We start from the raw sequence: 24,534 nt of genomic DNA, 5'->3' as shown, positions 1-24,534 counted from the left end.
TATGGACACCGCATCGTTGTGGCTGCTGCCCGCCCTGCCGCTGGCCGGGGCCGTCGTGCTGTTGCTGTCCGGGCGTCGCGCGGACCGCTGGGGTCATTACCTGGGGTGTGCGGCTGCGCTCGCCTCGTTCGCTGTCGCCGTGGTCGCATTCGTGGCGATGCTCGGCCGTGCCGACGCGGACCGGGCGGTGACCACGCAACTGTTCCGCTGGGTGCCGGTTGCCGAGCTGCAGGTCGGTTTCGATCTGCAACTCGATCAGCTGTCGATGTGTTTCGCGCTGCTGATCACCGGTGTCGGGTCGTTGATCCACGTGTATTCGATCGGCTACATGGCCGACGATCCGGGCCGGCGGCGGTTCTTCGGCTATCTGAACCTGTTCCTCGCGGCCATGCTGGTCCTGGTGCTCGCCGGCAACTATCTGGTGCTGTACCTCGGCTGGGAGGGCGTGGGCCTGGCGTCGTATCTGCTGATCGGTTTCTGGTTCCGGAAACCGTCGGCGGCGACCGCGGCGAAGAAGGCGTTCGTGGTGAACCGGGTCGGTGACATGGGCTTGGCGATCGCCATGATGGTCATGTTCGCCACCTTCGGCACCCTCGATTTCGGCGCCGTGTTCGCCGGCGCGCCGCTGGCGAGCGAGACCACGCTCACCGTGATCGGGTTGCTGCTGTTGCTCGCCGCGTGCGGCAAATCGGCCCAGGTGCCGTTGCAGTCCTGGCTCGGGGACGCGATGGAGGGCCCCACCCCGGTGTCGGCGTTGATCCACGCCGCCACCATGGTGACCGCGGGGGTGTATCTGATCGCCCGCTCGAACGCGATCTTCGATCTCGCGCCGGCCGCCCGCGCCGGTGTGCTCGTCGTCGGCGCGGTCACCCTGCTGTTCGGTGCCGTCATCGGCTGCGCCAAGGACGACATCAAGAAGGCGCTCGCCGCGTCCACGATGAGCCAGATCGGTTACATGGTGCTCGCCGTCGGGCTCGGACCGGCCGGGTACGCCGTCGCGATCATGCATCTGCTGACCCACGGCTTCTTCAAGGCCGGCCTGTTCCTGGGCGCGGGTTCGGTGATGCATGCGATGAACGACGAAACGGATATGCGCCGCTACGGTGGCCTGCGCACCGTCCTGCCGATCACCTACGTCACCTTCGGGCTGGGGTATCTCGCGATCATCGGGGTGCCGCCGTTCGCCGGATTCTTCTCCAAGGACCGCATCATCGAGGCCGCGTTCGGCCAGGGTGGCGTGACCGGTGTACTGCTCGGTACCGTCACGCTGCTCGGCGCCGGGCTGACCGCGTTCTATATGACCCGCGTGATGCTGATGACGTTCTTCGGGCCGCGCCGCTGGCGCGACGACGCGCATCCGCACGAGGCGCCACCGGTCATGACCGGTCCGATGATCCTGCTGGCGATCGGTTCGGTCGGTGCGGGCGCGGTGTTCGTGTGGGGGTCGTCGCTGCAGAACTGGCTCGAACCGGTGCTGGGTGCGCATCACGGCACGCCGATGCTGTCGCCGGGCGTGGTGACGGCACTGGCGTTGTCGGTCGTCGCCTTCGGCGTCGCCGCCGCCTACTACCGGTACGCCGAGCGCCCGGTACCGGACACCGCGCCGCAGCAGGTGCGTGCGTTGACCACTGCCGCCCGCCGTGACCTGTACGGCGATGCGGTCAACGAGGCCGTGTTCATGCGGCCCGGCCGTCATCTCACCCGGATCCTGGTGTTCCTGGACAACCGCGGGATCGACGGCCTGGTGAACGGCACGGCAGCGGCGATCGGTGGTCTGTCGGCCCGCGCGCGGCGGTGGCAGACCGGTTTCGTGCGCTCCTATGCCCTGTCCATGTTCGCCGGCGCGGCCGTGGTGGCCGCCGCCCTGCTGGCAGTGAGGATCTGGTGACCGCAATGCCCTGGCTGACTGCGCTCTGGCTGACGCCGGCGATCGGCGCGCTGCTGATACTCACGCTGCCCGCGGCGCAGCGCACTGCGGCCCGGTGGGCCGGGGTGGCGGTGTCGCTGCTGGTGCTGGTGCTGGCGGCGGTCGTCGCGGTGCGTTTCGAACCAGGCGGTGCCCAGTTCCAGCTCGTCGAATCGCGCGAGTGGATCCCGGCGTTCGGCGTCGGGTACACGCTCGGCGTCGACGGGATCGCGTTGGCGCTGATCGTACTGACCGCGGCGCTGGTGCCGTTACTGCTGCTGGCCGGCTGGCACGACGGTGGACCGGGCGGGTCCCGCGGCACCCACCTGTATGTGGTGCTCACCCTGCTGGTCGAGTCGATGGTGCTGATGTCGTTCCTGGCGCTCGACATCCTGCTGTTCTACATCTTCTTCGAAGCGATGCTGATCCCGATGTACTTCCTCATCGGCGGGTTCGGCATGCGGTCCGCGGACCCCGAACAGCGGCGCCGCCGTGCCCGGGCGGCGGTGAAGTTCCTGCTGTACAACCTCTTCGGCGGCCTGATCATGCTCGCGGCCGTGATCGGTCTCTACGTCCTCACCGCCCGCGCCGGGCTCGGTGGCGCGACCGGCACGTTCGACCTGCGCACCGTGATCGGCGCCGCCGGGTCCGGCGAACTGGGCGGCAGCACCGCGGTGCTCAATGCCCTGTTCCTCGGTTTCATGTTCGCGTTCGCGGTGAAGGCGCCGCTGTGGCCGCTGCACACCTGGCTGCCGGACGCGGCCGTCGCGGCGACGCCGGCGAGCGCGGTGCTGATGATGGCGGTTGTCGACAAAGTCGGGACCTTCGGGATGCTGAGGTTCGGGTTGCTGATCTTCCCCGAGGCGGCGAACACCTATGCGCCGCTGGTGATCACCCTGGCGGTGATCGGGATCCTCTACGGCGCCCTGCTGGCGATCGGGCAGACCGATGTGATGCGGTTGATCGCGTACACGTCGATCTCGCACTTCGGGTTCATCATTCTCGGCATCTTCGCCATGACCAGTCAGGGCCAGGCCGGTGCGACGCTGTACATGGTCAACCACGGCCTGTCGACGGCTGCGTTGTTCCTGGTGGCCGGGTTCCTCGTCTCCCGCCGCGGTAGCCGGATGATCGCGGACTTCGGCGGAGTGCAGAAGGTGGCGCCGGTCCTGGCCGGCAGTTTCTTCGTGGCCGGTCTGGCGACGTTGTCGCTGCCGGGTCTGGCGCCGTTCGTCAGCGAATTCCTGGTCCTGGTCGGTACCTTCAACCGCTACCAGGTGGCGGCGGTGCTGGCGGCCGGCGCGCTGGTCCTGGCCGCGATCTATGTGCTGTGGATGTACCAGCGGATGATGACCGGCCCGCTGCGGCCGGGCAACGAGCACCTGACCGATCTGGTGCCGCGCGAGCTCGCGGTCGTGGTGCCGCTGGTGGCGGCGCTGGTGTTCCTCGGGCTGTATCCGAAACCGGTACTGGATGTGGTGAACCCGGCGGTCGGGCACACGATGGCGACGATCGACCGCACCGACCCCGAACCGGCGATCTCGCCACCTCCGCTGGAAGCCGGTGCACCGGCGACCGGTGCCGAACACGAATGAGCGCCCACCATCTTTCCGAGTCGAGGACGGCCTGAGCGATGACGAACCAACTCGCGGCGACCCTGCCGGCGCCGAGCATCGAATACCACCTGCTCGCACCGATGCTGATCGTGTTCGGTGCCGCGGTAGCGGGTGTGCTGGTGGACGCGTTCGTGCCCCGCGCCCACCGGTATCGGACACAGGTCGCACTCGGTGTCGGCGGGCTGGTTGCGGCACTGGTCGCGGTGGTCCTGCTGGCGGGCACGGATGCGACTGCGGTGGCCGGTGCGGTCGCCGTGGACGGTGTGACCCTGTTCCTGCAGGGTGCGTTGCTGGTGGTGTCGATCCTGGGGCTGCTGCTGATCGCCGAACGCAGCGCCGCACCTGCGGTGTCGGCGCGTTCCGGGCCCGGGACCTGGAGCCGGGCGGCGGCGGCAGCGGGCGGGGTCGATGCCTTCACACCGCAGGCGTCCGCGGTGCCCGGCAGCAGTACCGAACGGGCGGCCACCCGGGCCGGTATCACCACCACCGAGGTGTTTCCGCTGACGATGCTCGCGATCGGCGGGCTGCTGCTGTTTCCGGCGGCGAACGATCTACTCACGATGTTCGTCGCCCTGGAGGTGCTGTCGCTGCCGCTGTACATCCTGTGCGGGCTGGCCCGGTACCGGCGGCTGCTGTCCCAGGAGGCGGCGCTCAAATACTTTCTGCTGGGCGCCTTCTCGTCGGCGTTCTTCCTGTACGGCGTGGCCCTGCTCTATGGTGCGGCCGGGACGGTGCGGCTGCCGGGTATCGCTGCCGCGGTGGCCGACGGCGGGAACGACACGCTGGCGCTGCTCGGTGTCGCGATGCTCGCGGTGGGCTTGTTGTTCAAGGTCGGTGCGGTGCCGTTCCAGTCCTGGGTGCCCGATGTGTATCAGGGTGCGCCCACTCCGGTCACCGGGTTCATGGCGGCCGCCACCAAGATCGCCGCCGTCGGTGCTCTGGTCCGGGTGCTGTACGTGGGTGTGCCGGGTCTGCGGGACGACTGGCGGCCGGTGCTCGCGGCGGTCGCGATCGCGACCATGGTGGTCGGCGCGGTGCTGGCCGTCACGCAGACCGACATTAAACGGATGCTCGCCTACTCGTCGGTGGCGCACGCCGGATTCGTGCTCGTCGGTGTTGCGGCCGCCGACCGGGCCGGGCTGTCGTCGACCCTGTTCTATCTGCTGGCCTACGGTCTCGGCACGGTCGGCGCGTTCGCGGTGGTGACGCTGGTGCGGGAGCCCTCGGGTGCGGAGGCGACGGCCCTCCCCCGATGGGCCGGCCTGGGGCGGCGTGCCCCGCTGACCGCCGCCGCCTTCGCGCTGCTGTTGCTCTCCTTCGCCGGTCTCCCGCTGACCAGCGGATTCGTGGGCAAGTTCGCGGTGTTCGCGGCGGCCGCGGGCGCCGACGCCGGGTATCTGGTGATCGTCGGCGTGCTGTGCAGTGCGATCGCCGCATTCTTCTATCTGCGGGTGATCGTCCTGATGTTCTTCACCGAACCGTCCGCGGACGCCCCGACGGTCACGGCACCTTTCCTGACCACCGTGGTGATCGCGTTCACCGGTGGCGCCACCCTCATCCTGGGGGTGCTGCCGCAACCCGTCCTCGAATTGGCCGACCGGGCCGCCGAGTTCGTCAGCTGACTGCCGCGGCGGCTCAGCCGAGGACGATCACCAGCACGGTGGCGGCCGCACCCAGCAGCATCGCCCCAGCCGTGACCGCGGCGAGCACCCGGATCCGCGGCGACGGCGCGGTGTCGAGCTCCTCGTCCTGGAGGTCGAAGTCGAGCAGGGCATCGAATTCCCGCGTGGAGGTGAGCGCATCGTCGGACCGGTCTGCCATGGTCCATACCGTAGCGAACTCTGCGGCCCGGCACCTGTTCTCGGTCACAGTTCACCGGCCGCCCGGACCACCGAGGTTCCTCCTCGACACGGACGCGGTATGCGCCGCGGAGTCGAGCGGATGCCGACCGGCCTGCGGCGCAAACGGCTGGAACGGCGGCTGGCCGAGGAGCTTCCCGGCCGGTTCGAACGGCGAGTCCTGCCGGTGGACCAGGCAGTGGCACAGGCGTGGGGGCGGCTCCGGGTGCGCTCCGAAGCTTCCGGCCGGTGGACCCGGTCGACGGGCTGATCGCGGCCACTGCGGAATCTCATCGGCTCAGCCTGGTCACCCGCAATGTCCGCGATTTCGAGCCCACCGGCGTCCGGTTGATCGATCCGTGGCGCGGCTAGGGATACGGATCGATCAACCTGCCGATCCGGTCGGCAGCTTCGGCCGGCCTGCCGCCGAACCTGTTCCGGCCGAGCCGGTCCCCGCGGAACCGGTACCGCCGTCGGGCAGCTCGGCGCCGTGCGATCCGGGACGATGGATCCGGACGGTGACCGGTGCGGTCCCGTCGGCCTCGACGGTGACGATGCGCGCATCCGGCGGCGAGGTGACGCGGCCGCCGTCGACGAGGACTTCGTAGCCGTCCGGGTACACGCGGTCGCCGGCAAAGATCTCGGTCGGGCGGGCACTCGGCTCAGGCCGGTACCGGTAGGCGAAATCACCGGTACCGCTGTCGAAGACCATGCGGTCCGGGATTCCCGCGGTGGCCCGGGGATAGGTGCGGACGAGTTCTGCACCGATCGCGCCGGCGAACGGATCGCCGTCGAGCCGGTCGCCGGTGAAGGCGGAGGCGTAGTGCCAGTACTGCCAGCCGACGAACCGTTCGTCGGCGCGCACGAGGGTGTTGTGCAGGACGTCCGGATCGCCGTCGCCGAATTCGGTGACCAGCGTCGGGATGTCGGTGCGGTTGCGGAATGCGTCGATATTTGCCCAGGTCTTGTCTTGCTGGACCGGGCACACCGCCCGCAGCTCCTCGGGTAGCCCGAGATAGATGGCCAGCTGGCTCGGAATGCAGTAGTCGTGCGGCGCGAAGACGATATCGGGGCTGCTGATCGGCGGGTTCTTCCCGAGATGGCTCGGCATCGTCTCGTTCCAGGTGACATTTGGTTCCCAGTACACGGGGACCGCGGGATTGCGGGACCGGACGGCGTCGGTGAGTCGCTGCAGCGCCGCCTGGTAGACCGTGTCGAACTCGGGACAGCCGTCCGGGAAGCAGGTCAGGAACGGCGAACCGGGCCACGGCTCGTTCATCAGCTCGATCCCGAGGACGCCGGGATGCCCGTTCACCCGTTCGGCGAGCGCACCCAGGGCGGCGCCGAGATGATCGAGCACACCGTAGGTGTTGTGCCACACCTCGTCCCAGCCTGCGTTCATGCTGGGCATCAGGTAGTACAGCGGGAAGCCGGGATTGGGTTCGTCGGCGCCGGGCCGGGCCCGGAGGGACCATTCCGGGAAGCCGTTGCCACCCCAGATCGAGGACAGGCCGTCCTGGTGGTTGTCCAGCAGGGTGTAGATACCGTGCGCGGCGAGGGTGTCCACCACGGTGGCGACCCGGTCCAGGTAGGCGTGGTCGATCACGCCGCGCTCGGGCATCAGCCCGTCGAAGGACACACCGAGCCGCACGGTGTTGAAACCGTACCGGGCCAGGAGTTCCGCATCACGGTCGGTGACGGTGAACCCGTCGCCGGGCTGGACATAGGGTGCGTCCTTGTCCACGTTGTTCACACCGTGCAACAGGACGGTGCGGCCGAATCCGTCGACGAGGCGGGAGCCGTCGGCATGCAGCGGGGTCAGCGGCGTGGGCGGTTCGGCGGTGGCCGGGACCGGGGTGAGCAGCAGGCCGACGGCGCATCCGGCGGCAGCGAATCGCCGAATCGTCGATCGTGCCGCGCCGGCCAGACGGTGGAGTCGTCCGTTCATCATTCACTCCTGGATCGGATCACCCCGAACTGGACTCATGTCCAATTCGAAGGTCGGCCGACCATAGCGCCGACCCAGGAGGGCGGTCAAGCACCCGATCCGACGAAAACGCCTGTCCGCCTCCGTCGCTCAGTCGTAGGCCGCGGCCACCCCGGTCAGCAACCGTTCGAGCGTGTCGTAGGCCGGGATGTCCACCACATCGATCAGTTCCTCGGGCGCAGCCACGTCGCGGTCGGTGGCGACCTGAACGAACTGCCGCGGATCGCGGGTGCGGAAGCCGTGCTCGGCCGCGAGCCGCTGCAGCTGCGGGTCCTCGGTCAGCAAGCGGCCGATCCGGTCGCCGGACTCGGTGAGCGGAACCAGCGTGTGCCGCGACAGCACCGTCGGCGACGGGTACATCAGAACCATGTCGTCCCGGATGCGCCCCGCCCCCGCGGCCTCGACGAACTGCGCCTCGTAGATGCAGACCAGCGGAGTCGGCCCCATCCCGTCGGCGAGGTATCGGTCGAACGGTCCCGCACTGCTGTTGTCGGTGTAGCCCTGCGCCAGGAACAACCTCGTCACCGCCGGCAGGACATGCTGTTCGGCGACCCGGCCTCGGACGACGGCGTTGTCGTTGGCGACGTAGGCCGCGATGGACAGGAACATGGCGGCGGAATTGGAGGTCCGCGGGTCGGTCGTCGACACCAGAATGTGCTTGTCCACCGGGTACCCGAGGTTGCCGGGCAGGTCGTCCCACTGGGTCCCGGTGCCGGTCAACTCCAGATAGCGGTCCATGTCGAAGGTCGTGACCGGCCCCCGGCGCACCACCCCCGCCTCGGTCAGCAACTGCGCGATCGGCCCGAAGGTGGCGATCGCCATCGGCGAGGCGAACGGGGTGTAGGCCGCGGTGATGTCGTGCGCACGCTGGATCCGTTCCGCCGCCGGACTGCTACCGGGAAAGGCGAAATCTGCGCTGCCGAGATCGACCGAGGTGGCGATCTGCCGCGAACCGGCCGGGGTCACATCGACCCGCACATCGTGCTCGGCGAAAGCTTCGGCGACCCGGGGATCGTCGAAGAACGCCATCTTCTCCGATCCGACCACGCCGCGCACCACCATCGGCGGCACCCCGGTCGCCGCCGCCTGCTCGGGCGCGCTGTCGGGCCAGGCCACGACGGCGCCGGCGGTCACCACACCGGCCAGCGCCACGGCGCCGACCGGCAGCATCCGCCGCCGAGTCAGCAGCGGAGCGGCGGTGCGCCCATGCTTACGTTGCGGCCGATCCGCGGTCCCGGTCGCCGCCGGTTGCGCATCGGCCGCAGTGGACTGCGTCGCGGCCGATGCCGCCTCGAGTTCGGCCCGCACGATCCGCTCCACCAGAATCGGCACGAACTCACGCACCGGACGGTCGGCGAATCGGTCGCGCGCGGCGCCCACCGTCGAACGCACCCGATCGCCGGGCACCTGCCCCGCGAAGCCGGCAACCAGATGCTGCGTGACCCGTTCGATGGCCTGATCTTCTCGCCGGGATACCTCGGCGTCGCCGCCGGTGGAATCGAGCGCCACCCGTACTCTCCTACCCTCGCAACTCCTCGACACGGCGCGCCGAACACGCTCCCACCGGCGCTGCCCCGGCGGCACACGCTACCGCCGGGGCAGCGTCGGCACCGACCGGTACACCGGCGGGAACGCAGAGTTCGACAGGTTATCCCCGAACCGATTCCGGGCGTTGGCCGGAAGTTCCCTTGCGCTGCGGAATTCAGCCTGTGCTGCGCACCGGCTCGCCGGCCGCCGCGGTCTGCGCACGCGACAGCCCGGCGCCGCCGGCCAGTAGTTGCCCGGCACCGATCACGAGGAGACCGATACCCACCGGGACCGCCATCCCCGACAGATCGTCGAACTCTGCGACGATCACGACCACCCCGCCCGCTACGGTCGCGACGCCGCAGATCTCGTTCGGCACCGCCAGCGGCAACCGGTCGTCGGAGACCGCGATCACCGCCTGCACGATGCCGACCATCGCCCACCCCACCCCGGTCCACAACGCCAGCAACAGCACCGAGTTGTCGCCACGCAGGCAGAACACCGCCAGCGCCAGGGTGATCACGGCACATCCGAAGACGAGCAGCCGGATCGCACCGACCCGCTCCGCATGCACCGCCAGATAGGCCTGTACCCCCGCCATCAGCAGCAGGTAGCCACCGAGCAGCAACTGGACGGTCTCGAGATCCCGCCCCGGCCACACCAGGATCGCCAGCCCGCCGATGACCGCACCGGCCCCACCGACGCGGATGGCCTGCTGTATTCCGTTTCCGAACTCCTGCCCCCCGGAGTCGTATGCGGGCATGCCGACATCATAGGCCGCACCCTCCGGATTGCCGGATATTCGCTGATTGTCGTGCGTCCCGGGTCAGCTCGCCGCGGCGGCGTCCATCGGCGCCGCCGTTCGCGTCGATTCGACCGGCTCGGGCTCCATGGTCTTCACCGGGGGTTCCGGCGGATTCTTGCGGCGTTCCCACATCCGGGCCAGCACCTCGGTCAGGGCGACATAGGCGAAACCGAGCAGGACGTCCACGACATAGTGCTCGCCGCCGTACACCAGGGTGAACGCCATAGCGAACGGGAAGATCGCGATCGGCACTCGCAGCCACCATCGCTGGACCAGCGGCCACAGGGTCAGCGCCACCAGCACCGCGAACGCGGTGTGCAGCGAGGGCAGGGCCGCGACATAGTTGCCGTGTGCCTCCAGGAACTCCGCGCTGTCCTCGGACGGCACCACACCGAGGCCGAACCCGGCGATCCGGCGGATCCCCTCGGGCAGCACGCCTTCGCGCGATGCGTACCACGGTGGGGCCGCCGGTACCAGCACATACGTGACCAGGGCCAGATAGGACAGCAGCAGGATGCGGCGCATGTACTTCGACCAGAGCGGGCGCGAGTACACGTAGAAGATCGCGGCGACCAGCCAGGGAACGATGAAGTGCGTGGTGTAGACGACACCGGTGATCGGGGTCCACCAGGGTTGCCCGTCGGAGGCCAGATTCTCCTGCAGCCAGACGGTCGGCACCGTACCGCCGAACAGCCACTTGTCCGCATCGACGAGTTCCTGCATCCGCAGCGGCATGCCGACGGTATCGGCGAGGTCGCGGGTGAAGTCGTACACCAGCAGCGCACCGATCAGCGGCAGCCAGTCCAGCACCACCCGCAGATGATCACGCCACGGCCGATCGATGGCGAATGCCACGATGCCGGCGAGAATCCAGCCCGCTTCGGTGAGACGACCGCCCGGTATCAACCCGGTGACGATCGCGATCGCCAGCGCGATCAGATACCCGTACCACACCACACGACGCAGCACCGGACGCGGTGACCGCGCTTCGGTAACCTCCGGTTCGACCGTGGACAACCCAGCCATTCGGCCAGTCTTCCATCTCCGTTCATTTTCGACACCATCGCGGTTCGGTTCGGTGCCGAAGCTAACCTTCTGCGGGTGTCCGGTCGGCGGCCAGCAGCTCGTCGAGCTGGCGTTCCGCACGTTCGGCGCGGGCCAGCGTCTGTGTACGGGCGTCGTCCAAGGCGGCCAGGCGAGCCGCCGAATCGGCCCGCAGCCGTTCCTCTACCGCCGCCAGTTCTGCCCGATGCGCCGCCGCGGCCGCCGTCTCGGCGCGCCGCAGTTCGGAGATTTCGCTACGGCGGCTGTCCAGTTCGGCGCGCAACTCGTCGACTTCGGCGCGGGCCCGGTCCAGGTCGGTACGGACTCGCCGCCACTCCTCCCGGGCCTCGGCGGCGGCCTCCACCCGTTCGGCAGCGGCCTGCTCGGCGCGTTCGGTGGCCCGCTCGGCATCCGCTGCCCGCTGGACGGCCAGGTCCCGCTCCGCCTGTGCCGCCGAGACCCGGGCGGCGGCCTCGCGCCGGGCCTCGGCGGTCTCGGCCTGGGCCTGCTGCCGGGCCAGTTCGATCCGCCGGTCGGCCTCGGCGTCGGTGGCAGCCTGCTGCTCGGCCAGCTCCTGCCGGGCCGCCCGGATCTCCTCCTCGGCAGCGCTGCGGGCCGCGAAGACGTCGTCGGCGGCCTGCTTGGTCGCCTGTTCCAGTTCGGCGAGCGCGGCGGCGCGGGCCGTTTCGGCCGCTGTGCTGCGTTCCTCGGCGCGCTCCGCGGCCTGCACCGCATCCTCGGCGACCGATTCCGCATGTGCCCGTTCGGCTGCGGCGTCGCGGCGCGCCTGTTCGGCCGCGACGGCCGCCCCTTCGGCTTCCGCGATCCGCCGCGCCGCATCGGCTTGCACCGCCTGCACCTGTGCCTCGGCCACCGACGGATCGCCGAGCGTGCCCAGCTCCACCACCGCCGCGCGCATCGTGTCTCCCAATTGCTCGGCCAGGCCGCGGAACTGGCCGAGCAGCTCATCGGCACGCAGCCGGGCCGCGGTCACCGGTGCGGCGCCGGCGGTGCCCGGATCGGCCTGCTGATCGTCGTGCTGCTGTAATCGCTGCCGCTCGCGCCAGGCCCGCCACCGGGTGTGGTCGGGATGATCGCAGTACTCCGACGGCCGCCCGGGACCCCCGGCGCGCGGCACCGTGCGATTACATCCTGGGAAGTTGCATACGCTCGACATCGGAGGCATCGTAGCGACCCGCCCGCTGCTCCTCGAGCAGGTCGGTCACGCGCTGCTCCGGCAGCGGCCGATGGAAGTACCAGCCCTGCGCGGTATCACAGTGCAGGGCCCGCAGCTGCTCGGCCTGGAACCGCGTCTCCACGCATTCCGCGGTCACGGTGAATCCGAGGGTGTGCGTGAGACCGACGATCGTCTCCAGCACCACGAAATCGGTGGCGCTCGCGCTGTCGCAGTCCCGGATCCGCTGGATGAACGGCCCGGCCAGCTTGACCACCTGCAGCGGCAACTGGCCGAGGTAGGCGAGATTGGAGTATCCGGTCCCGAAGTCGTCGAGGGCGATCCGGACACCGGCCTCCGACAGGGTACGCAGCGCGGCCAGCGGGCCACCGTCGTCGGCCATGAACACGCGTTCGGTGAGCTCCAACTGCAGCCGTTCCGGCGGGATTCCGGTCTCGGTGAGGATTCCGGTCACCCGCGCCAGCCACGCCGGGTCGGCGACCTCCACCGCCGAGACGTTCACGCTGATGACCGGGGCGGCGGCCGGATCGCGGTCGAACCAGCGGCGGGCGGTGCGGCACGCCTGCTCCAGCACGTAGGCGCCGAGCGCGGCGATATGCCCGTTGTCCTCGGCCAGGTCGATGAACTGGGCGGGTGACAGGACACCCAACTCCGGGTGCCGCCACCGCACCAGGGCCTCGACCGCGGCGATCCGTTCGTCGGCCAGCGCCACGATCGGCTGGTAGTCGAGGAAGAATTCACCGGCGGCCAGCGCCTCCGGGATGGCCGCGGACAGTTCGGCCCGGGCGTGTTCGCGGCGGCCGCGATCGGGGTCGAAGACCGCGTAGCAGCCCCGGCCCGCCGATTTCGCCCAGTACATGGACGTGTCCGCGGCCTGCAGGAACTCGTCGACGCTGTCCCGATCCGACCGTTCCTCCATCACGCCGACGCTGGCACCGACCCGCAACCGCTGCCCGTTGATCTCGAACGGCTCGGCGAGGGCCGCGAGCACGGTTTCGGCCAGCTCCGCCACCGCACCGGGATGCCCCGGATCCGGCACCAGGATCACGAATTCGTCGCCACCCATCCGCGCCACCAGCTGGTCGGGCCGGGTGAGGCACTCCTGCAGCCGGGCCGCCGCCAGGACCAGCAGATCGTCGCCCACCGCATGTCCGTGGGTGTCGTTGACGGTCTTGAAATGATCGAGATCCACATAGCACAGCCCGACGCCGGACGCGGGATCGTCGAATGCGGCGGCCAGCGCGTCGAAGAACCGGGAACGGTTCGCCAGGCCGGTCAGCTGATCGTGGTGTGCCCGGTAGCGCAGGCTCTCCTGCAGGGCGCGTTGTTCGGAGATGTCCTCCACGAGTACCAGCGTGTACTGCGGGACGCCCCGATCGTCCCGGATGAGGGAGACGTTGAGGTTGGTCCAGACGGCGTGCCCGTCCCGATGCGGATAGGCCTTCTCCAGGCGCACGCTGTCGCATTCGCCGCGCATCAGCGCGTCGTACAGCTCCCACATGCCGGCTGCGTCGTCCGGATGCGCGAGATCGGTGACCGACAGCTCACGCATCTCCTCGGGACGGTAGCCGAGCATCTCCGCGAAGGCGGCATTCACCTCGATGATCCGGCCCGTCATATCCGACAGACCGGTACCGACACCGGCCTGCGCGAACACGCCACGCATCCGGGCCTCGCTGGCTCGCAGCTGTTCCTCGGCCGCGCGCCGCGCCGCGATCTCGGCGCTCCGCACACTTTCCTGCTCGGCGAGCAGCCAGGAACGGAAGGCCTGCAGATAGCCGTTGGCGAACGCACCGGCCGCCGCGCCGAGCCGGTCGGTCGGCACTCCGGCCGTCGTGAAATGGGCGGTGAGCACCTCGATGCTGCGGCCCAGGGCCTCGTCACCGACGAAATGACCGCGGGCCAGATCGGCGCCCGCCGCGGCGGCGCGTTCCGGTTCGGCGCCGAAGGCAGCTTCGCCGAACTCGCGTGCCAGCCGGCTGAGCAGCCGACCGGCCTCGGCGGCGCTCATCGGCACGACGTGATCACGCGCCCCACCCCGGAGCGCCGTCAGCCATCGACCGGCCAGGTCGGCGTACGAGCCATCGGGTACAGCTCCGGGCCCGGCATCCCAACCCATGGGCTTCGATGCTAGCCGGGCACCGGGCAGATGTGAACTGCAGGTGCTTCCGTCTCCGGTCGGTTACCATGGCGGCCAGCCGCGCCGGCAGGTGCTGTCGGCGTCGAAACAGCTGGTGCGAAAGGAATGCCGGGACCGATGAGCAGACCGAGCTGGGCCCCCGACGGTATCGATCTAGACCGGCCCAGCGCCTCGCGGGTCTACGACTATTTCGTCGGCGGTATGCACAACTTCGAGATCGATCGGCAGCTCGCCCAGCAGATCGAGACCTTCACCCCGAATGTCGCCGAGACCATGCGGGCCAACCGGGATCTGCTGCGCCGCTGTGTCCGGTTCCTCGTCGAGGAGGGCATCGAGCAGTTCCTCGACATCGGCTCCGGCATTCCGACGGTGGGCAATGTGCACGAGGTCGCGCAGGCGGCGAACCCGGCGGCCAGGGTCGTCTACGTCGACATCGACCCGGTCGCGGTCGCCCACAGTCAGGCCATCCTGGCCGGCAACCCGAACGCCACCGTCGTCCGGGCGGATGCCGCCGAACCCGACGCGATCCGCACCGATCCGGAGGTCACCCGGCTGATCGATTTCGACAAGCCGGTCGCGATCCTGTTGCTGGGGGTGCTGCACTTCGTCGCCGACGACGCCGATCCGGCCGGTTGCGTCGCCCGGCTGCGCGATGCCGTACCGTCCGGCAGCTATCTGGCGATCACCCACGCCACCGCCGACGGCCAGCCGGCCGAGGTCTTGGAGGCGCAGAAACTGTCCGGCCGCACCTCCACCGAGATCGTGCTGCGGCCCCGGGACGAGATCGAGGCCTGTTTCGCCGGCTGGACCATGCTCGAACCCGGCCTCGTCCATCTGCCGCTGTGGCGGCCCGAGGACCCCGCCGATGTCGGCGAGCATCCCGAACGCTCCGGCGCGTACGGTGCCGTCGCCCGCAAGGACTGATCCGGCACCATCGGCCGCCGGTGGTCAGCCGGTGGCCGGCGCGTCGAGGCCGTCGCGCACCCGGTCGAGTGCCGCGAGGCAGCAGCGGACCAGTGGCCCTCCGGCACCGGTGCGCCAGACGGCGTCGACCTCGCGGCGTACCGGGGTGCGGCACGGGATCAGCCGGATCCCGGCGGGTGCGTTGCGTTGCGCCATGGTGGGGATGAGGGCGGCGGCCAGGCCCGCATCGACGAGACGCATCTGGGTCGTGTAGTCGGCCACGGTGTAGCGGATGTCGGGTTCGAATCCGTGCCGGCGGGCGAGTTGCTGTAGCGCTTCGTACGGGTCGGTACCTGCCGAACAGTTCGCCCACGGCATCTCCGACAGATCGGCGATATCGAGCTCGGTTCGGTCGGCCGCCGGATGTCCGGCAGGCAGAGCGATGTCCAGTGGTTCGGACAGGATGCTGCGCGCACCGAGTCCCGGAGGCAGCCGCAGCGGACGGGTCTGCCAGGAGTCGACGAGCGCGATGTCCAGATCGCCGGCCAGCAGGGCCGGCAGCATGTCGATGCCTTCACCGTCGGTGACGCCGGGCCGCAGCCGCGGCTGTTCCGCGGCGAGAATGCGCAGTGCGTCGGTGAGCAGTTCCCGGACCACACTGCTCACCGCGCCGATGCGCAACGGGCCGACCAGATCGGTGTGCAGGTCACGCAGGTCGGTTTCGGCGGCCGCTGCCTGCGCGAGCATCGTTTCGGCGTGGCCGGCCAGCACCCGGCCGGCGTGGGTCAGTCGGATACCGCGGCCGTGTGGTTCGAGCAGCCGGTGGCCGGCTTCGCGTTCGAGCTTGTTCAGCTGCTGGGACACTCCGGACGGGGTGATGTGCAGATCCTGGGCGGCGGCCGCAATCGAGCCGTGCGTAGCGACCGCGGCCAGGGCTCGCAGCCGCTCCAGACTCAACACATAAGCAACTCTACTGATTTCTGCCGACGGATTGCCGCTTTTACTTGGGCATCCGGGTCGGCACGGTGGAGGGATGACCGTCGATCCTGCCGCGCACCGGGCGGTTCCGCCCGCCGTGGTGCTCCTGGCGGGCATCATGTGCACATCTGCATCGGGTGCCTTCATCAAGTTGTCGCAGACCTCGGCCGGGACCGCGGCCTTCTTCCGGTGCGCGCTCGCATTGGTCGTGCTGGTGCCGCTCGCCGTCGCCGAACAGCGCCGGATCGGCCGGGCCACCGGGCAACGCACCCGGATCCACGCTGCCCCCGTCGCCGCCGGCGCCCTGCTGGGTATCGATTTCGTGTTCTGGTCGGCGAGTATCCATCAGGTCGGCGCCGGCGTCGCCACCGTCCTGATCAACCTCCAGATCGTGGTGTTCCCGCTGCTCGCCCTGGTGCTCGACCGGGTGGCGCTGCCCCGCCGGTTCCTGGTGGCCGCACCGATGATCCTGGGCGGCGTGGTCCTGGCCAGCGGTGCGACCGGCGCCGCCGCACCGGGCACCGATCCGGTCGCCGGGCTGATGTTCGGGTCGGCCGCCGGGCTCGCCTTCGCCGGGTATCTGTATCTGATGCGGCGCGATATGGCCACCGCCACCGGCGGCTCCGCGGTGACCCCGGTGTGCACGGCCACGGCGGCCGCGACCGTCAGTGCCGGTATCGTCGGGGCCTGCTGGGGTGGGCTCGACCTCACGCCACCGCCGGCCGCATTCGGCTGGCTGGTCGCCGTGGCCCTGTTCGGGCAGGTTCTCACCTGGCTGCTGGTCAACTCGGCACTCCCCCGGCTGACACCGAGTGTCGGCGCCACGCTGATGGCGCTGCAACCGATTCCGGCGGTCGGTATCGGCATCGCCATCGGCGAACGGCCGACACTGCTGCAACTGACCGGGTGCGGCCTCGTCGTCGTCACCGCCCGCTACGCCACCCGACCACCCCGGCCTCGGACCGGTAAGACCGGTAATGCACCGCCCGGCACCATCGAGACCCACCCCGAACCCGCCGCGCGGCCGGAGCGACCCACCCCCGGGTAGCGGTCCGGCCCCGGAAACCGTCTGACGGCACCGTCATCCGGCTCGCACCTTCCGGGAGCGCACCAGTGCCATGCCGCCCAGAACGAGGCCGATCACCCCGAACCCGATCGCGGCCCATGCCCCGACGATGCCGTTCCCGGTGCCGGGTCCCCCCTCGGCAGTGACCGCGAACCAGGTGCCGACGACGATCGCGACGACTCCGGCCGCCACGGCGAAAGGAGCGGCCCGGCCGCTACGGTGGCTGTCGGCCCGGAGCAATGCGATACCGCCGACGATCGCGCCCGCCAGTGCGACGAATGCGGTGAGCGTCGGACCCAGGCGACCGGAGGTCATCTCGGCCGCAGCGACCGGCGCACCCTCGGTGGGCATGGAAAGCGATGTGGTGAACGGGTTCCGGATGGCCATGATTCTCCTCGACGACGTGCTGGTGGATCCGATGATGTCGCGTGTACTGCCGATCGGCATCGTGCGCAGGTGGACATTCCGTACTGCCGCGGCGGCCGCAGCATCGCCGTCACTACCGCAGCCGCAGCAGCGACGAATCCTCCGTTCGCGGGTGTCGCCACTCCGGTTCGGCCGCTACTCTGCTGCCGTGCGCAGGGCACATATCGTCGACTGGGCCGTCGCGCTGGTGGCGCACGGCCTGGACAACGGCGTGATCGCCCAGCGGATGGCGATCACGCCGCTGACCGTCAAGACGCACATCAACCGCGCGATGACCAAACTGCATGCCCGCGACCGCGCGCAGCTGGTCGTCTTCGCCTACGAATCGGGGCTGGTGACGCCGCGAAGCCGGTGACCGGTCAACGCAGTTCCGCGATGACCGGTGCGAAGCTGTCCATGCTGTCCTCCAGCACCGTGATGTAGGACAGTCCGAGGGTTTCCCGGCGCTCCCGCAGCCGGGCGGCCATCTCGGCCGGAGAACCGACCAGCAGCGTCGGGATCTGTTCGAGGTTGTCGGCTGCTCCGGGCGGCAGGACCTGCTCGACCTCGGCCGCCAGCGCATCCCGTTGCTGTCCCGGAACCACCCGCTGGACCAGGATGTTCAGTTCGACCCGGTCCCGGCGTTCACCGAGCAGGCCCTGGACGTACTGCACCCGCCGGGCCGCGGTGTCGAGGTCGGCGAGCCGGATCGGCCCACCGTCCTGGGGGGCGGCGGCGCCCGTGAACGCGACGACATCGGCGTGCTCGGCGGCCAGCCGCAGCACCCGGTCGCCCCACCCGGCGATCAGCAGCGGCGGCCCGCCGGCCTGCGCCGGCTGCGGCCGGAACTCGGTGTCGGCGAAACAGTCCTGCAGTGTGCGCACGGTCCGTTCGAGGTGCGCTACCCGCGCGCCGGCACTAGGAAAGGGCATGCCGGCGGCTTCGAACTCCGCCTGCACATAGCCGGCGCCCAGGCCGAGTTCCACCCGGCCGTCGGTGAATCGGTCGACCGTGGCGACATCCCGGGTGAGCAGAACCGGGTTGTAGAACGGTGTATCGAGGACGAACGTGTTGATCCGGACCCGTTCGGTGGCCTCTGCGGCGAGCATCATCGCCGGGAACGGTGCGGGCAACCCCAGATGATCGGCCACGCCGACCACGTCGTAGCCGAGCTGCTCGGCCCGCCGGCATTTGTCCACCCACTCCTTCCTGGAACTCGGAACCAGCATGTTCACCCCGAACCGGAAACCTTGTGCTGTCACGTTTCCTGTCTACCAGGAAGCCGGACCGGATTCCGTCACTGTGACAGCAGGGGTTCGCCGCGCAGTGCCGGTCGGCGATGATCGATCGGTGGCCTCCAGTGGTGCCGGCGCTACCCGAGACGAGTTCGAGTGCTTCGCGGGGCCGCTGCGTGCCGAGCTCCCTCTGCACCGTTGCCGGATGCTCGGATCGGTGCACGCCGCGGACGACGCGTTGCAGGAATCGCTGCTCCCCGCGTGGCGGGCGATGTGCACGGGGACCGAGGTTCGCGACTTCCGTGCGTGACTGCACCGGATCGCGACGAACCGATGACCGTGGTCGAACGGCAGCGGGAGTTGCCGACGGATTCCGCACCGGATGCGCCCGCTGCGGATCGCGTTTCGGTCTCCCCGCCTCCGTCACCGGTGAGTTCGGCTCCTCGCGATGAGTCCGGCCCGGGTCACGGCGTCCTATGGGTAGTGGGAGATTCCCACCGGCCGGTCCTCCGAGGATCGGTGCGCTCCGGGAAGGACGACACCATGTCGACCGACGAAGACCTCATCCGCACCCTCATCGAGAACTGGGCGGCCGCCGTCCGCGCCGGTGACCTCGAGGAAGTACTGACCGGCCACACCGACGACATCGTCATGTTCGACGTACCGCCCCCGCACGACGGGGTCCGCGGCCTCGACGCCTACCGGCAGACCTGGCCAGGGTTCTTCGACTGGCTGTCCCGCGGCGCCGACTTCGACATCCTGTCCCTGGAGATCACCGCCGGCACCGACGTGGCCTTCGCTTTCGCACTCCTCCGCTGTGGCACACCGGAAGAGCTGGCCGATACACCGGAGCTGCGGCTGCGACTCACCCTCGGCCTGCGTAAGGAGGACGGGCATTGGCGGGTCAGCCATGAGCATCATTCGTTCCCCGACACGACAGTCGCCGACCCCGTCTCGTGACGAGCAGTTCCACTGCATTTCGTTACGTTGGTTACGTGTTCTGCACACGAAACGAAACGAAACAATCGGAAGGACTCGACCGCAGAACCCGGATCATTCTGGCCCCCGATAAGTGAACCTTATCGGAGGCCAAGACTCTCACCTCTCGATGCTGAGCCCTGGCGCCGGACCCGTTTCGTTTCGTGTGCACAAACCAAACGGAATCGTGCCGAAACACATGCAGAACTATGGCCGCTGGTGCGGCCGTACCATTACTTCGCCGAGGTCCACCAGGCCGGCTGGATGACGGTCGCCCTTTCCTCGGTTCGACGCTGTCACGCTGGGACCCGACCTTGCTACGTTGATGCCATGGAGAACGACCGGGGTGTCGCGCCGGCACGGCTGCGGACCATGCCCAGCCGGCTGCTGAACCTGGCCGCCACCACCGCGAACCGGCTGATCGATCCGATCCTCGAATCAGCCGGGGCGCGGCGGTACCACTACGCCCTGCTGGTGACCCTGCGCGAATTCGGTGCGGCGAGCCAGGCGGACCTCGGCCGCCGCACCGGGATCGACCGCAGCGATATCGCCCTGTCCGTCGGGGAACTCGGCACCCGGGGGTTCATCGAGCGGCATCCGGACCCGGACGACAAACGCCGCAACATCATCTCCCTGACCCCTGCGGGAACCGCGCACCTGGAGCACCTGGACCGGTCCCTCGACGACGCGAACGATGTGCTGCTGGCCGGCCTGTCCCCCACCGAACGCCGAAACCTCGTCGGGCTGCTGACCAGGATCGTCGATGCCGCCGATCGTCCGCACGGTCGGGAATAGGCGCCCGCACCAGGGCGCCGCGCCATCCGCGTCGGAGACTCCGGCGGTCGGCCCGCCTGCACCGACCGTAGCTACGCGCACCACGAGCGCCGCGCCCGGTAGGGGCGACCGGGCGTCGATCGAGCCGGTGCACGTCAACGGCGCGCCTGCGCTGCTCGTCCGGCTGGACGGCGAGATCGACGGCGTCGTGGCGGTGCGGATCGACCACGGCTCGGTCATCGGGCTCTACTTCGTGCGCAATCCGGACAAGTTGTCGCGCCTGCAACGCGAATCCACGTTGGATCGTTGACCTACCGGTGATTCGGCGCCGACCTCGCCGTTCATTCAATTAGTTGGCGCGGCCAACATTCTGAGTTATTGTTGGTCGCGCCAACGATATGAGAAGAGTCGACATGTACCGGCCGATCCGATATGCCACTGCCGGCCTCGCCGCAATCACCCTCGCCCTCACCGCATCCGGCTGCACCTCCCCCGCAGCCCCGGCCGACCCGCACCACACCACCATCCGGGAGACGACTGTGCACCCCACCGCCATCACCCCGTTCGAGATCGACATCCCCCAGGCCGACCTCGACGACCTGACCGACCGCCTCGCCCGCACCCGCTGGCCCAACGAGGTCGCCGACGCCGGCACCGACTACGGGTTCCCACTCCCCCGGCTACAACAGCTCGCCGAATACTGGCGCACCGAGTTCGACTGGCGTGAACAGGAAGCTCAGCTCAACGAACTACCGCACTACACCACCGAGATCGACGGCCAGAACATCCACTTCGTGCACGTGCGCTCCGACAACCCGGACGCGCTGCCACTGATCCTCACCCACGGCTGGCCCGGCTCGTTCCTGGAGTTCCGGGACGTGATCGAACCACTGTCCCGCGACTTCCACCTCGTGATCCCTTCGATCCCGGGGTTCGGCTTCTCCGGGCCGACACACGAACGGGGCTGGGACCATGCGCGGATCGCCCGGGCCTGGGCCGAGCTGATGGACCGCCTCGGCTACCGGCGCTATGGCGCACAAGGTGGTGACTTCGGCGCGGGAATCTCTCTGACACTCGGTGCCGTGGCACCGGAGAACGTCGTAGGGGTGCACGTCAACTACCTGCCGACCCGTCCCGATCCGGCTGCCGGAATCGACCTGTCGGCGGCCGACGAAGCCCGTCTGGACAAGGTCCGGCACCTGATGGCGAACCGGCCGCCCTACCAGGCGCTGCAGGCCACCACGCCACAGACCGTCGGCTACGCCCTGACCGACTCGCCGGTCGGCCAGCTCGCCTGGATCGCCGAGCGTTTCGCCGAATGGACCGACCCGACCTCGCGGATCCCCGACGACCGGATGCTGACCGACATCTCGCTGTACTGGTTCACCGCGACCGCTGCCTCCTCGGCCCGCCTGCACCACGACGCCGCCCGCGGAAGCGCCGACTGCCCCGTGCCGGTCGGGGTGGCCGTGTTGCCGCATGACATCACCCAGTCGGTGCGCCCCCTGGCCGAACGACTGTACGACATCCGGCACTGGACCGAATTCGACCGCGGCGGCCACTTCGCCGCCATGGAGGTACCGGACCTGTTCGCCGCCGACGTGCGGGACTTCTTCACCGCACTCTGATCCGGCAACCACCAGCCGGGCGGCCACCCGGGTCCAGGCCTCACGCCGCCGGTACCGGAACGGCCACTACTTGACCGGTCGGTGCCGCCTGCCTCGTCGTCGCCCCGTACTCGGCCGGCGGGATGCCGCCCCGATCGAAGTCGACGGTGGACAGCACCGCACCGCTGTCGGCCGGGCCGGTTCCGCGGCAGCGCTCGTGGATCTGGGATGCTCACGGCATGTCCGGTTCACGACGAGACCTGCTGCGTTTCCAGTTCGACCTGACCTGGGCGCTGTTCGAATATCACCTCGACCTGCTGCAGCCCGAGGATCACCTCTGGGAACCGGCACCACTGTGCTGGACCGTGCGGCAGGATGCCTCCGGTGACTGGGTCCCGGACTGGGCCGACGTCGAGCCGGACCCGGTACCGGTGCCCACCATCGCCTGGCTCGGCTGGCATATCGGCTGGTGGTGGTCCACTGCTCTCGACCATGCCTGCCACCGCCCGCCCCGCGACCGCACCGATATTCGGTGGCCGGGCCCGGAGCACGCGGTCGAGTGGTTACGGGATCTGCACACCGAATGGCGTGCCGTACTCGACCGGTGCGACGACGCCGACCTCGACGCACCGGCCCGGTTCCCGTGGACCGGGGTCCCGCAGCGGACGGTCGCCGATACCTTCGCCTGGGTGAACGCCGAACTCATGAAGAACGCCGCCGAAATCGGCCAGCTCCGCCTGTTCCGGGCCGCGGGCGCAGACCCGACCCGCTGACCGTTCGCTCCGCCGGAGCCGACCTATTTTCCGTGCGGATCGTGGCTGTTCAACACCGCCACGACCTGGTCGTAGTCGCCGCGGGCTTCCCCGTAGCGCAGGAATTTCACGTTCTCGACCTGGATTTCGGTGGTGCAGGGCCGGGTGGACAGGATCTGGATCACCTCGTCGGCGAAATCGTCGAGCGGCATCGCCCACTCGCTGTCCTCCTGGCCGGGCATCAGCGTGGTCCGCACCGCGGGCGGGACCAGCTCGATCACCTCGATCGAAGTGTCGGCCAGTTGCAGGCGCAGCGATTCGCTGAGCATGTGGATCGCGGCCTTGGTCGCGTTGTAGGTCGGGGTGATCCGCAGCGGCGCGAACGCCAGTCCGGAGGAAACGGTCATGATGGTCGACTCGGGACGGGTGGCCAGGTGGTCGACGAATGCGCCGATCAGCCGGATGGTGCCGAGCAGATTGGTGGTGACGGTGGCTTCGGCGGTGTCGAGGAAACCGGCGGCGGTGTGCCAGTCCTCGGGTCGCATGATTCCGGCCATGGTGACTACGACGTCGAGTTCGGGATGGTCGGCGATCACTTTGCCGGCAGCCGCGGTGATCGAGGCCGGGTCGGTGACGTCGATCGGCATACCGATGAGCCCCGGATGCTCGGCGGTGATCCGGTCGAGGAGGTCCTGACGCCGCCCACCGATGATCACGGTGTTGCCGGCGGCCTGGAATCGTAGCGCCAGGGCCAACCCGATTCCGCTGGTGGCGCCGGGGATGAAGAGGGTGTTGCCTGCGTGGATGTCCATGTCGTCAGTATCGACGGCGCGGTGCCAGGCAGGAACGGACCGCTTACCCAGGGATCGGGAGTCCCTGGCTACCGGTCCCGGCCCGCGGCACGGTGGAGGCGTGCATCATGAACGGGTGGATCGGACCCAGCTGGCGGATTTTCTGCGGCGGCACCGGGAGACGCTGCGGCCCGCCGATGTCGGCCTGCCCGCGGGATCCCGGCGGCGGACACCGGGGCTGCGGCGGGAAGAGGTCGCCACGCTGGCCGGAATGTCACCGGACTACTACGCACGTCTGGAGCAGCGCCGCGGCCCGCAACCGAGCCCGCAGATTCTCGACGCCCTGGCCCGCGCGTTGCGTCTGACTCCCGACGAACGTGACTACCTGCACCGGGTCGCCGGGCAGAATCCGCCACCGCGCCCCGCCACCGCCACCTATGTGGCGCCGGCGCTGCTGCGGGTGTTCGACCGGCTCGCCGACACCCCGGCAATGATCCTGACCCAGATCGGCGAAGTCCTGGTGCAGAACCAGCCGGCCCGGGCCCTGCTCGGGGACCGGCGGCATTTCCGGGGCCCCGACCGCAGCGATATCTACCGCTGGTTCGCTCACCCCGGCACCGAGCGGCGGTACTACCCACCCGACGATCATGCCCGCCAGAGCCGCGCGCATGTCGCGGCCCTGCGTGCGGCGTCGGCCGTGCAGGGCCCCGGCTCCCCTGCCGCCGCGCTGGCCGAGGCGCTGCACACCCGCAGCGCCGAGTTCCGCGAGCTGTGGCAGCAACACGAGGTGGCGGTCCGGTTCACCGACCACAAGACGATCCTGCACCCCGATATCGGCCCCATCGACGTCGATTGCCAGGTGTTGTTCACCGAGGACCAGTCCCAGGCGCTGCTGGTGCTGACCGCGGCACCCGGTACCGAGGACTTCGACAAACTCCGGCTCGCTGCGGTGCTGGGTGATCAGCAGTTCCTCGACGCCGACTGAAC

General features: G+C 69.4%; 25 protein-coding genes. 14 read left to right on the top strand and 11 right to left on the bottom strand.

The features are described from left to right. The first annotated feature begins 1 nt into the window (after position 1). The 3 genes from nuoL to nuoN are packed head-to-tail and all read left to right on the top strand — an operon-like array spanning position 2 to position 5,144. Entirely contained in the window at positions 2-1,888 is a 1,887-nt protein-coding gene (gene nuoL, locus AC1HFH_RS14875) for an NADH-quinone oxidoreductase subunit L (protein ID WP_480243371.1), read from the top strand. A gap of 5 nt (positions 1,889-1,893) precedes the next feature. Next, positions 1,894-3,501, top strand: a complete 1,608-nt coding sequence (locus AC1HFH_RS14870; protein WP_480247854.1) for an NADH-quinone oxidoreductase subunit M — start codon at positions 1,894-1,896, stop codon at positions 3,499-3,501. Positions 3,502-3,539: 38 nt separating this feature from the next. Beyond that, complete coding sequence (gene nuoN / locus AC1HFH_RS14865; protein ID WP_480243370.1) at positions 3,540-5,144, top strand: NADH-quinone oxidoreductase subunit NuoN; 1,605 nt, start codon at positions 3,540-3,542, stop codon at positions 5,142-5,144. A gap of 13 nt (positions 5,145-5,157) precedes the next feature. Here the strand turns inward: nuoN and AC1HFH_RS14860 are convergent, their stop codons facing one another. Further along, on the bottom strand, positions 5,158-5,343 hold the full coding sequence (locus AC1HFH_RS14860; protein ID WP_480243369.1) for a hypothetical protein: 186 nt from the start codon (positions 5,341-5,343) through the stop codon (positions 5,158-5,160). Positions 5,344-5,442: 99 nt separating this feature from the next. Between AC1HFH_RS14860 and AC1HFH_RS14855 the strand changes: the two genes are divergently transcribed. Beyond that, entirely contained in the window at positions 5,443-5,631 is a 189-nt protein-coding gene (locus AC1HFH_RS14855; RefSeq protein ID WP_480243368.1) for a hypothetical protein, read from the top strand. Beyond that, positions 5,610-5,732 (top strand): hypothetical protein, encoded by a 123-nt coding sequence (locus tag AC1HFH_RS14850; RefSeq protein WP_480243367.1) that lies wholly within the window; start codon positions 5,610-5,612, stop codon positions 5,730-5,732. The genes AC1HFH_RS14855 and AC1HFH_RS14850 overlap by 22 nt, the downstream gene beginning before the upstream one ends. A gap of 13 nt (positions 5,733-5,745) precedes the next feature. Here the strand turns inward: AC1HFH_RS14850 and AC1HFH_RS14845 are convergent, their stop codons facing one another. The 6 genes from AC1HFH_RS14845 to AC1HFH_RS14820 form a co-directional block, all read right to left on the bottom strand. Continuing rightward, a complete protein-coding gene (locus tag AC1HFH_RS14845) occupies positions 5,746-7,308 on the bottom strand; it encodes an endoglycoceramidase I (RefSeq protein ID WP_480243366.1) in 1,563 nt (520 codons plus the stop codon). Positions 7,309-7,437: 129 nt separating this feature from the next. Next, the gene (locus tag AC1HFH_RS14840) at positions 7,438-8,856 is read right to left on the bottom strand and encodes a three-helix bundle dimerization domain-containing protein (RefSeq protein WP_480243365.1); all 1,419 of its coding nucleotides are present in this window, start codon (positions 8,854-8,856) and stop codon (positions 7,438-7,440) included. Between the two features lie 193 nt (positions 8,857-9,049). Then, positions 9,050-9,637 (bottom strand): DUF308 domain-containing protein, encoded by a 588-nt coding sequence (locus AC1HFH_RS14835; RefSeq protein ID WP_480243364.1) that lies wholly within the window; start codon positions 9,635-9,637, stop codon positions 9,050-9,052. A gap of 63 nt (positions 9,638-9,700) precedes the next feature. Beyond that, positions 9,701-10,705, bottom strand: a complete 1,005-nt coding sequence (locus tag AC1HFH_RS14830) for a phosphatase PAP2 family protein (RefSeq protein WP_480243363.1) — start codon at positions 10,703-10,705, stop codon at positions 9,701-9,703. A gap of 61 nt (positions 10,706-10,766) precedes the next feature. Continuing rightward, the gene (locus AC1HFH_RS14825; RefSeq protein WP_480243362.1) at positions 10,767-11,861 is read right to left on the bottom strand and encodes a coiled-coil domain-containing protein; all 1,095 of its coding nucleotides are present in this window, start codon (positions 11,859-11,861) and stop codon (positions 10,767-10,769) included. 7 nt (positions 11,862-11,868) lie between these two features. Beyond that, positions 11,869-14,037: a putative bifunctional diguanylate cyclase/phosphodiesterase gene (locus tag AC1HFH_RS14820; RefSeq protein WP_480243361.1), complete on the bottom strand. Its 2,169-nt coding sequence runs from the start codon at positions 14,035-14,037 to the stop codon at positions 11,869-11,871. 138 nt (positions 14,038-14,175) lie between these two features. On the opposite strand from AC1HFH_RS14820, the gene AC1HFH_RS14815 reads away from it, so the two are divergent. After that, on the top strand, positions 14,176-14,982 hold the full coding sequence (locus AC1HFH_RS14815; protein ID WP_480243360.1) for an SAM-dependent methyltransferase: 807 nt from the start codon (positions 14,176-14,178) through the stop codon (positions 14,980-14,982). 24 nt (positions 14,983-15,006) lie between these two features. Here the strand turns inward: AC1HFH_RS14815 and AC1HFH_RS14810 are convergent, their stop codons facing one another. Continuing rightward, a complete protein-coding gene (locus AC1HFH_RS14810) occupies positions 15,007-15,921 on the bottom strand; it encodes a LysR family transcriptional regulator (protein ID WP_480243359.1) in 915 nt (304 codons plus the stop codon). Between the two features lie 73 nt (positions 15,922-15,994). Here AC1HFH_RS14810 and AC1HFH_RS14805 point away from each other — a divergent pair, with 73 nt between their 5' ends. Beyond that, the gene (locus AC1HFH_RS14805; RefSeq protein WP_480243358.1) at positions 15,995-16,987 is read left to right on the top strand and encodes a DMT family transporter; all 993 of its coding nucleotides are present in this window, start codon (positions 15,995-15,997) and stop codon (positions 16,985-16,987) included. 33 nt (positions 16,988-17,020) lie between these two features. On the opposite strand, the gene AC1HFH_RS14800 is transcribed toward AC1HFH_RS14805, so the two are convergent. After that, positions 17,021-17,392 carry a DUF6223 family protein gene (locus AC1HFH_RS14800; protein ID WP_480243357.1) on the bottom strand — a complete coding sequence of 124 codons (372 nt, stop codon included), beginning with the start codon at positions 17,390-17,392 and terminating at the stop codon, positions 17,021-17,023. Here AC1HFH_RS14800 and AC1HFH_RS14795 point away from each other — a divergent pair. Next, positions 17,385-17,786: a response regulator transcription factor gene (locus tag AC1HFH_RS14795; protein WP_480243356.1), complete on the top strand. Its 402-nt coding sequence runs from the start codon at positions 17,385-17,387 to the stop codon at positions 17,784-17,786. The two genes, AC1HFH_RS14800 and AC1HFH_RS14795, sit on opposite strands and share 8 nt — an antisense overlap. A 4-nt stretch (positions 17,787-17,790) precedes the next feature. Here AC1HFH_RS14795 and AC1HFH_RS14790 read toward each other — a convergent pair whose 3' ends face one another. Beyond that, positions 17,791-18,672 (bottom strand): TIGR03621 family F420-dependent LLM class oxidoreductase, encoded by an 882-nt coding sequence (locus AC1HFH_RS14790; protein ID WP_480243355.1) that lies wholly within the window; start codon positions 18,670-18,672, stop codon positions 17,791-17,793. Positions 18,673-19,188: 516 nt separating this feature from the next. On the opposite strand from AC1HFH_RS14790, the gene AC1HFH_RS14785 reads away from it, so the two are divergent. The 5 genes from AC1HFH_RS14785 to AC1HFH_RS14765 all read left to right on the top strand — a co-directional run bounded on the left by AC1HFH_RS14785 (position 19,189) and on the right by AC1HFH_RS14765 (position 22,777). Continuing rightward, complete coding sequence (locus tag AC1HFH_RS14785; RefSeq protein ID WP_480243354.1) at positions 19,189-19,605, top strand: YybH family protein; 417 nt, start codon at positions 19,189-19,191, stop codon at positions 19,603-19,605. A gap of 348 nt (positions 19,606-19,953) precedes the next feature. Continuing rightward, entirely contained in the window at positions 19,954-20,418 is a 465-nt protein-coding gene (locus tag AC1HFH_RS14780) for a MarR family winged helix-turn-helix transcriptional regulator (RefSeq protein WP_480243353.1), read from the top strand. A gap of 127 nt (positions 20,419-20,545) precedes the next feature. Continuing rightward, entirely contained in the window at positions 20,546-20,707 is a 162-nt protein-coding gene (locus tag AC1HFH_RS14775) for a hypothetical protein (protein ID WP_480243352.1), read from the top strand. Between the two features lie 103 nt (positions 20,708-20,810). Continuing rightward, positions 20,811-22,025 (top strand): epoxide hydrolase family protein, encoded by a 1,215-nt coding sequence (locus AC1HFH_RS14770; RefSeq protein WP_480243351.1) that lies wholly within the window; start codon positions 20,811-20,813, stop codon positions 22,023-22,025. Between the two features lie 218 nt (positions 22,026-22,243). Beyond that, complete coding sequence (locus AC1HFH_RS14765; RefSeq protein WP_480243350.1) at positions 22,244-22,777, top strand: DinB family protein; 534 nt, start codon at positions 22,244-22,246, stop codon at positions 22,775-22,777. 23 nt (positions 22,778-22,800) lie between these two features. Here AC1HFH_RS14765 and AC1HFH_RS14760 read toward each other — a convergent pair whose 3' ends face one another. Further along, positions 22,801-23,568, bottom strand: coding sequence for an SDR family oxidoreductase (locus tag AC1HFH_RS14760; RefSeq protein WP_480243349.1), 768 nt, complete (start codon positions 23,566-23,568; stop codon positions 22,801-22,803). Between the two features lie 115 nt (positions 23,569-23,683). On the opposite strand from AC1HFH_RS14760, the gene AC1HFH_RS14755 reads away from it, so the two are divergent. Further along, positions 23,684-24,532, top strand: a complete 849-nt coding sequence (locus AC1HFH_RS14755; RefSeq protein WP_480243348.1) for a helix-turn-helix transcriptional regulator — start codon at positions 23,684-23,686, stop codon at positions 24,530-24,532. The last annotated feature ends 2 nt before the right edge of the window (positions 24,533-24,534 follow it).

The organism is Nocardia sp. KT25-26 (assembly GCF_056627695.1).
Note: the sequence above shows the minus strand (reverse complement) of the source record. Positions and strands in the feature narration are given on the sequence as shown.

Bases quoted from the DNA above. Each gene is read 5' to 3' on its own strand.
- nuoL (WP_480243371.1), top strand. From the start codon at position 2: ATGGACACCGCATCGTTGTGGCTGCTGCCCGCCCTGCCGCTGGCCGGG.
- AC1HFH_RS14870 (WP_480247854.1), top strand. From the start codon at position 1,894: ATGCCCTGGCTGACTGCGCTCTGGCTGACGCCGGCGATCGGCGCGCTG.
- nuoN (WP_480243370.1), top strand. From the start codon at position 3,540: ATGACGAACCAACTCGCGGCGACCCTGCCGGCGCCGAGCATCGAATAC.
- AC1HFH_RS14860 (WP_480243369.1), bottom strand. From the start codon at position 5,343: ATGGCAGACCGGTCCGACGATGCGCTCACCTCCACGCGGGAATTCGAT.
- AC1HFH_RS14855 (WP_480243368.1), top strand. From the start codon at position 5,443: ATGCGCCGCGGAGTCGAGCGGATGCCGACCGGCCTGCGGCGCAAACGG.
- AC1HFH_RS14845 (WP_480243366.1), bottom strand. From the start codon at position 7,308: ATGAACGGACGACTCCACCGTCTGGCCGGCGCGGCACGATCGACGATT.
- AC1HFH_RS14835 (WP_480243364.1), bottom strand. From the start codon at position 9,637: ATGCCCGCATACGACTCCGGGGGGCAGGAGTTCGGAAACGGAATACAG.
- AC1HFH_RS14830 (WP_480243363.1), bottom strand. From the start codon at position 10,705: ATGGCTGGGTTGTCCACGGTCGAACCGGAGGTTACCGAAGCGCGGTCA.
- AC1HFH_RS14820 (WP_480243361.1), bottom strand. From the start codon at position 14,037: ATGGGTTGGGATGCCGGGCCCGGAGCTGTACCCGATGGCTCGTACGCC.
- AC1HFH_RS14815 (WP_480243360.1), top strand. From the start codon at position 14,176: ATGAGCAGACCGAGCTGGGCCCCCGACGGTATCGATCTAGACCGGCCC.
- AC1HFH_RS14805 (WP_480243358.1), top strand. From the start codon at position 15,995: ATGACCGTCGATCCTGCCGCGCACCGGGCGGTTCCGCCCGCCGTGGTG.
- AC1HFH_RS14795 (WP_480243356.1), top strand. From the start codon at position 17,385: ATGGCCATGATTCTCCTCGACGACGTGCTGGTGGATCCGATGATGTCG.
- AC1HFH_RS14800 (WP_480243357.1), bottom strand. From the start codon at position 17,392: ATGGCCATCCGGAACCCGTTCACCACATCGCTTTCCATGCCCACCGAG.
- AC1HFH_RS14785 (WP_480243354.1), top strand. From the start codon at position 19,189: ATGTCGACCGACGAAGACCTCATCCGCACCCTCATCGAGAACTGGGCG.
- AC1HFH_RS14780 (WP_480243353.1), top strand. From the start codon at position 19,954: ATGGAGAACGACCGGGGTGTCGCGCCGGCACGGCTGCGGACCATGCCC.
- AC1HFH_RS14770 (WP_480243351.1), top strand. From the start codon at position 20,811: ATGTACCGGCCGATCCGATATGCCACTGCCGGCCTCGCCGCAATCACC.
- AC1HFH_RS14765 (WP_480243350.1), top strand. From the start codon at position 22,244: ATGTCCGGTTCACGACGAGACCTGCTGCGTTTCCAGTTCGACCTGACC.
- AC1HFH_RS14760 (WP_480243349.1), bottom strand. From the start codon at position 23,568: ATGGACATCCACGCAGGCAACACCCTCTTCATCCCCGGCGCCACCAGC.